We start from the raw sequence: 6,145 nt of genomic DNA on the forward strand, positions 1-6,145 counted from the left end.
GGTAAAGGTCAAACTTGGTTGTTACCACCGTATAATTGGACTCATTCCTAATTACTAAAGAATTAGAAGTGAGTCCTTCCATGGTATCTAAGTGGATAAATGAACTTGTTGAAAGCGGTCTATTATCAACAGAATCGTCATTAGAAAATAACACAACTGATTATTCAACAGAGCAGCTATTTTTCATCGTAATTGATACTGCAACAATGTCTGAACGAGAGTTGGCTGAATACTGTAAGCTAAAGGGTTATTTGTCGATGACGTTAAAGCTTGGCGAACACTATCAATCAAGGCACAGAGTACAACATCGGCCTCCTCATTATCACACAATGAAAATAAGCAACTACGTGAATATCGCCGAAAAATAAAAAATCTAGACAAAAGAATTAGCACGTAAAGAGAAATCACGCACTGAAACGGCTTTATTACCTGATTCTGCGGGAAAAGTTCAATGCCCTCAGGGAAACCAGCGAGGAAGACTGATTCCTATTCCAGAGCGGCTTAAAATTGTCACTATTGTTGACGAAGCTGTACGTAAGGGGACAACAAAGACAACAGCTTGCACTACCCATTGGATTGTCCATACGAACGTTTCAGCGCTGGACACAGAATACAGGAGAAATCTCAGACGACAAGCGACAACACCTTCATAAAAATGAGCCTCACAACAAGCAATCAGAAACAGAAAGACAGCAGATCTTAGATACCTGCAATGCTCCAAAGTATGCAGATTTACCAACAAATATCATAGTTCCAATGTTGGCTGACAAAGGTATTTATATTTCTTCCAAGTCAAAATTTTATCGAGTACTAAAACCAATCAGCTAAGCAAACGAACTCGCACCAAAGATACAAAAAGCCTGCAAACCAAATCAGGTCTGGAATTGGGGGAATAGGAAGCAGAGTTACTCCAAAGGACAATATGGCGAGAAAGGTGCGTTCATAGGAGCACTGCACTCTGACAACGGTGCTCCTATGAGAAGCTACACTATACTTGCAAAGATGTATGCCCTTGGAGTAGTAGATCTTACCTTACTCTAGGCCTTGAGTAAGCAATGACAACCCATACTTAGAGTCGTTGTTTAAACCAATAAAATATTGCCCTTCTTGGCCACTTGATGGGTTATCTTCCATTGAAGAAGCTCAATGTTGGATGGATAACTTTGTAGATTGGTAAATAATGAGCATAAAGTATATAACACCTCAACAGAGACAATGCAGCGAGGATAACGAGACTCTCCGTCAGCGTATATAAATCTACGGCCAGACTCAATTGGCTCATCCAGGCAGAATCGGCAAACAAGAGACTGGAGTTATATCTATGAGGTGTACTTGACCCTAAAAAGTGCAGCGTAACCATTAGTGTTACTGAATTGTAAAAAAACGACAACTTGCTTGAAAAACAGCGGGAATCAGTGATCGGTTTAAACCTAAATGGATTATCAGAATGCTCCGATATACACAATCCAATCGGTATATGTAGCTTCACACATCACCACCAAAAAGAGATAAAGCCCCATTAGTTTCTATCGATCGATAGCTTGCTTGCTACTGAGGTAACTGTGGCGATACGACGTTGATACTCCCATTCAGCTCGCGAGATTGTTCAGTTGTCGAGTAAAACGGCATCTTGCCAATAACCCCAATGTAATGCTTTGTGGCTTCAAGCCATCCTTCTGGGTCATATTCATCGATATTGAATTTCATGCCAGCACCAAGCTTACTCTTCTCTGGGTAGCACTTAAGTACAGTATTAAAAATTAAATCCGGATCCACTTTTGGTGCCGGCGGGAGGGTATGGGTTGAGACATTATAGTGGGGATCTTAACCTTTTAACTTTTAAAGTAGGGGGGTCGTAAGACTTGATTTCTGACGGAAGCAACTCAGCTTCTTCTCAAGGGATACTCATCCCCCAATCATTGGCGTAAGCAGCACTGAACCCAAATAAACTAATCCATATAAGGAAAACATTAATCAACACGCGTTGACCTTCTTCCCATTCCTAACATCTGTAAATCACCAAGCACCCACAACCATAAACCAAATCAAGGTTTTGCTGTGTATAACTTACATCGCTTACTAAGTTAATTAGCTGTGAAAAAGACGTGACAATAGGCCAAAAAGATAGAAGAAGTAGTCCTTGCTTGACGCCATTAACCACACTTTGGAAGATAGTAAACATTTACGTACTATCTGTGCTTTCTAGTCAGTTTATGCGTATCATCGAAGTAAAGCTTGAGTATCAAGAAGATAATCAGCCAAGAAATCCACTTTTATCAAATTGAGCCTCCTCCAAGGCTTATAATGTTCTGAATGTACTTTGTTGTCTTGGGACCATTTTGCAATGTATTTCATCTCCCTACCTAAATTGTACACTCCAGTAATTGTCTGACAGCAAACTGGTTTCTTTACGATCACAATTTGGGAAAGCATCTTGGATCATTAACAATCAATGATCCACATAACGTGTTTCCATCTAGACAATGTGACACTGTGACACTGTGACTTACTATTTTTACCAAGCTAAAAACTTAGTTCCCCCCATTTATTTTATATCACTGGTGAATACCTACAACGATCAGAGTAGTAATCCCCTAAGATGCAAGTACATAACAAAAAATTAATGGATCAAATAAGATTGTTAGAGTGTTAACACTTACTTAATGAGCAACGTCAAAGCTCCCTAGAGATTTGACGTTGCTCGTTAAGTCACCGGCTGAACCTAAGTGAAGTTGGTATTGTTATAAAACTAGATCCTAAAGGTTCTAGTTTCTTAGTACCCGCCTAAAAATATGAACATTTGCCGAAATTATATAGATATTCACCGAAGGTATATCAATATTTACCGAAGACATATTGATATTAAACGATCAAACATATAAACATTTACCGAATTAAAGAATTTCACTGTTAACATTAACCGATCTAGAAGATAGGGAAGATCATGATTTAAATTTAATTTATGGTTATTAGGCAAAGTTGTCTAAAAAACGATCAAAACATAGGCTTGATTATTAATCCAATAGTTAGTTTGATCCTTAACACTCAAGTAAACATTTACCGAAGTAAGTGGTTATTTACCGATATTTATACATAATTTATGTGATGTACTATAGATATTTACCGAAATCATATAGACATCTACCGAAGTTGGTGAGGTAAGTAAGGTTATCTGTTAGAATAATACTATCGCGTTATTAGGTAATGATCATGACTTCAACATCTAGCTCTAGTTTGACGGTTATTAATGAAGAAGACCGTAAAAATCGGTTTATCTCATCCATTTTATTTTCGAGAGCTACCATCTTTCATCCAGCTTCACGCTTAACATCCACAATGCAATCCAAACTCATTGAGATTGCACAAAGCGGGGGGACTGATCCTAACTATCCATTAGAAAGCGTGAATATTAACAGTTATGGAAAAAACTTCAGAGTTGATCTGCATGTTGATTACCTACTTCAACCACATCGAGATATCTTAGAAACCATGCTGGCCTATGCCCAAACTATTCAATTGGACGACAATTCTTATGATGCTGGCTCACGTTTAACCTGGTCTCAGGTATACCAAACCATAACGGACGGTGATATCTCTGATACTCAACAAGATGGTTTCGATTCATTTATTGATCGAGATGCGACTGTTCTGTCAATGGGTATGTATGAGTTAGCAACCCGAATGGGTATGGCGACCACTCGCGCGAACTATGATCAAATAGAGCGTCGTATTACTCAGTTAGCAACGGCTCACTTGGTGATAAATGAACTTGATGAAGAGCAGAATGTAGTCAGCAAAAAGCCGTTAGAGTTTGTTCAAGATTACCGATTTTATTGTGATCGAAGTAAATTCAAAACAGGTCGTAAGAACAGTAAGAACCTCACTAACCACGTGTTCTTAGTGCCAGATATGCGTTTACTGCAAGCAATACGCGACCATGGTTACTACTATCGATTAGAACAACACAAAATGACCAACTACAGTAAACCGTCGGTTCGTTCATTCTTAAAATACATTACTACGCATAAAGCTGAATTCTTACACAACAAGAAGTTTGAGTGGGCACTCGATAGCTACATTCAATCTATTGCTTCAAAAGTCAGCCATAGCTTCCGTAGTGATCTCAGAAAAGATTTGTTGGCTAATGCCGTACAAATCGAAAAAGACTTTAGCCTTCAATTTCGCGATGTAGGTAATGGTATACAGATATTTTATATAGGGGAGGGTGGATCATGAACACTCAATCTCTTGATAGCTTGATGTCTTCATCTGCAAGTCAAAACCTAAGCTTCAGCCTGAAAGGTTTACTTAAAGGACATGTAGGCATGTTGATTGCTGCGCCTAATGTCGGTAAGTCTCATCTAGCATTGTGTATTGCAATGGAACACGCTTCTTCAATGTCTTTACTCGGGATGAGCGCGGCCGGAAAACCCGCAAAAACTTTGGTATTGAGTTCAGAAGACGGAGTTGGCGTGATTCAATCTCGCATGAAAGAAAAGCTGACTAATTGCACTGCCACTATTAAGTCAGAGCTAAAAAATAATCTCCACTTTCTAACCGATATTGAACCGATAGTGATCCCGCCAGATAGCTCTGCACAAGAACAGGCAGAACATAAGCAGTATTTAGCACAACTCAAGCAAACCTTCTCGGAATTCGACTTAGTGATAGTGGATACGGTGACGGAATCAATAGGCCGTTGTGAAGAGGTAAAACACGATCGCTTAATCAAAAATGTTTTTCAGAGCCTTGCCAGTGAATCAGGTGCCAGTTTGTTGCTTGTCCATCATGTAAATAAAGATGAGATCCGCGGTAACCAAGAAATTACCATGGCATCAGGCGCAGGTTTAACATCGGTAATGCGACTAACAAAGTGCTTGTTTACGTTAAAGAGAAACAAAGAATCTTTGTCGATTAAATATCTTAAGAGCAATTATTTACCTGAAAATGAAAATCAAGAGTTTGCGGTTGAAGTGAGACAAAGCCTCACTATTAATCCACAGGTATTCAGTTTAAAATCTAAGGCGTCTAAGCCTGCTCGCTCAGCGCAAAGCATTAAGCAAAACCCAAAAAAAATCACACTGCCCGGAACTATTCCAGAGCAAAAAGAAATTGAAGAGCGAAAAAACCTTAGAGACGTCTTGTAAGTAACCTATCACACTTTGAACAGCACCGACATCCGGTGCTGTTTTCTTATCTGACACTGTTCGCACTTTCTGTTACTCGTTCAATTTTTTCGCTCAGCTTGTTCAGTTTGGATCGCTTTTACTTAAGGAGAAAGCATGGCGAACTACGCGTATTTAAGAGTCTCCTCAGACAGCCTAGATGTGGCAACAGGAAAGAAAAAATGGCGGTAACGTAAGTTAGTCGAGGGTATGACGAACGGAGATTACATCGTGTTTATTGAAGTCATTCGAATTGCTCGTTCGATGTTACAAGTGCTTGAGGTACTTGAAGTGCGTATGGAAAAGAAGATCAATGTTTATATAGCTAAACATAACTTACCACTGGATGGTTTAATGCAATCTTGCATAACCGCTACGGTGCTAGGACTTACGGCCGAAATAGAGCGTGAGTTTATCTCGATGAGAGCGAAGGAAGTACTTAAAGATGGGCTTGGGGATTAGTCCCACAGAAAAATTGTTCGATGAAGCGCCGAGTACGCTGCGTGACTATATTAAGCAACGCAAGTTAACCCTTAAATTAGCTTGAGGGTTAAGAGATTTGTGAAAAGTGCTTAGCTGGAGATATGTGTTTACTCAGAACGGCTGCAATAACTATGTGCTCTTGTTTCTGGATGTAATAAATTACATGGTGCTTTAAAGGAAACCGGAAGTAGTTTTGGCCCAGTTCAAAAACTTCTATGCTGAGCAACTTGTTGTTCGCCAGTAATTCCATAGATTGCTTTAGTTCTGAAAAGTAAATCGATGAAGAAGGTTATGGGGAGTTCCTGACATACTCTGTTTTCTTTGGTTGTGAGTGGTCCTGGGGCCTGTGCATGCTTTTTATAGTTTGAGCAACGAGTTGCTGTGCTCTTTTTTGATTAATTAAATGCCACTCAACCTTATGAGCGTTTACGGCTAATGACATGTTATTAAAGGAGAAATTACGATTGATTATCTATGAGGGAGTCGGGGGGGGGGGG

General features: G+C 39.5%; 3 protein-coding genes and 3 pseudogenes. 4 read left to right on the plus strand and 2 right to left on the minus strand.

Going from position 1 to position 6,145, the window contains the following annotated elements; translation table 11 throughout:
- The first annotated feature begins 68 nt into the window (after nucleotides 1-68).
- Nucleotides 69-368 (plus strand): hypothetical protein, encoded by a 300-nt coding sequence (locus QQ041_RS19955; protein ID WP_171750933.1) that lies wholly within the window; start codon nucleotides 69-71, stop codon nucleotides 366-368.
- Nucleotides 369-1,543: 1,175 nt separating this feature from the next.
- On the opposite strand, the pseudogene QQ041_RS19960 reads toward QQ041_RS19955, so the two are convergent.
- Nucleotides 1,544-1,882: pseudogene (locus QQ041_RS19960) on the minus strand (hypothetical protein); the annotation flags it as partial.
- 1,328 nt (nucleotides 1,883-3,210) lie between these two features.
- Here QQ041_RS19960 and QQ041_RS19965 point away from each other — a divergent pair.
- The 3 genes and pseudogenes from QQ041_RS19965 to QQ041_RS19975 all read left to right on the plus strand — a co-directional run bounded on the left by QQ041_RS19965 (nucleotide 3,211) and on the right by QQ041_RS19975 (nucleotide 5,712).
- On the plus strand, nucleotides 3,211-4,236 hold the full coding sequence (locus QQ041_RS19965) for a DNA mismatch repair protein (RefSeq protein WP_105058895.1): 1,026 nt from the start codon (nucleotides 3,211-3,213) through the stop codon (nucleotides 4,234-4,236).
- Nucleotides 4,233-5,147: an AAA family ATPase gene (locus QQ041_RS19970; protein WP_171388188.1), complete on the plus strand. Its 915-nt coding sequence runs from the start codon at nucleotides 4,233-4,235 to the stop codon at nucleotides 5,145-5,147. The genes QQ041_RS19965 and QQ041_RS19970 overlap by 4 nt, the downstream gene beginning before the upstream one ends.
- A gap of 135 nt (nucleotides 5,148-5,282) precedes the next feature.
- Nucleotides 5,283-5,712 (plus strand): annotated as a pseudogene (locus tag QQ041_RS19975) (recombinase family protein).
- A gap of 3 nt (nucleotides 5,713-5,715) precedes the next feature.
- Here QQ041_RS19975 and QQ041_RS19980 read toward each other — a convergent pair.
- Nucleotides 5,716-5,922 (minus strand): annotated as a pseudogene (locus tag QQ041_RS19980) (type II toxin-antitoxin system RelE/ParE family toxin); the annotation flags it as partial.
- Nucleotides 5,923-6,145 lie beyond the last annotated feature (223 nt).

The sequence above is a fragment of the Vibrio sp. TMPB1044 genome (assembly GCF_030442075.1).
In the GTDB taxonomy this organism is placed as follows: Bacteria; Pseudomonadota; Gammaproteobacteria; order Enterobacterales; family Vibrionaceae; genus Vibrio; species Vibrio satsumensis.

Bases quoted from the DNA above. Each gene is read 5' to 3' on its own strand.
- QQ041_RS19965 (WP_105058895.1), top strand. From the start codon at position 3,211: ATGACTTCAACATCTAGCTCTAGTTTGACGGTTATTAATGAAGAAGAC.
- QQ041_RS19970 (WP_171388188.1), top strand. From the start codon at position 4,233: ATGAACACTCAATCTCTTGATAGCTTGATGTCTTCATCTGCAAGTCAA.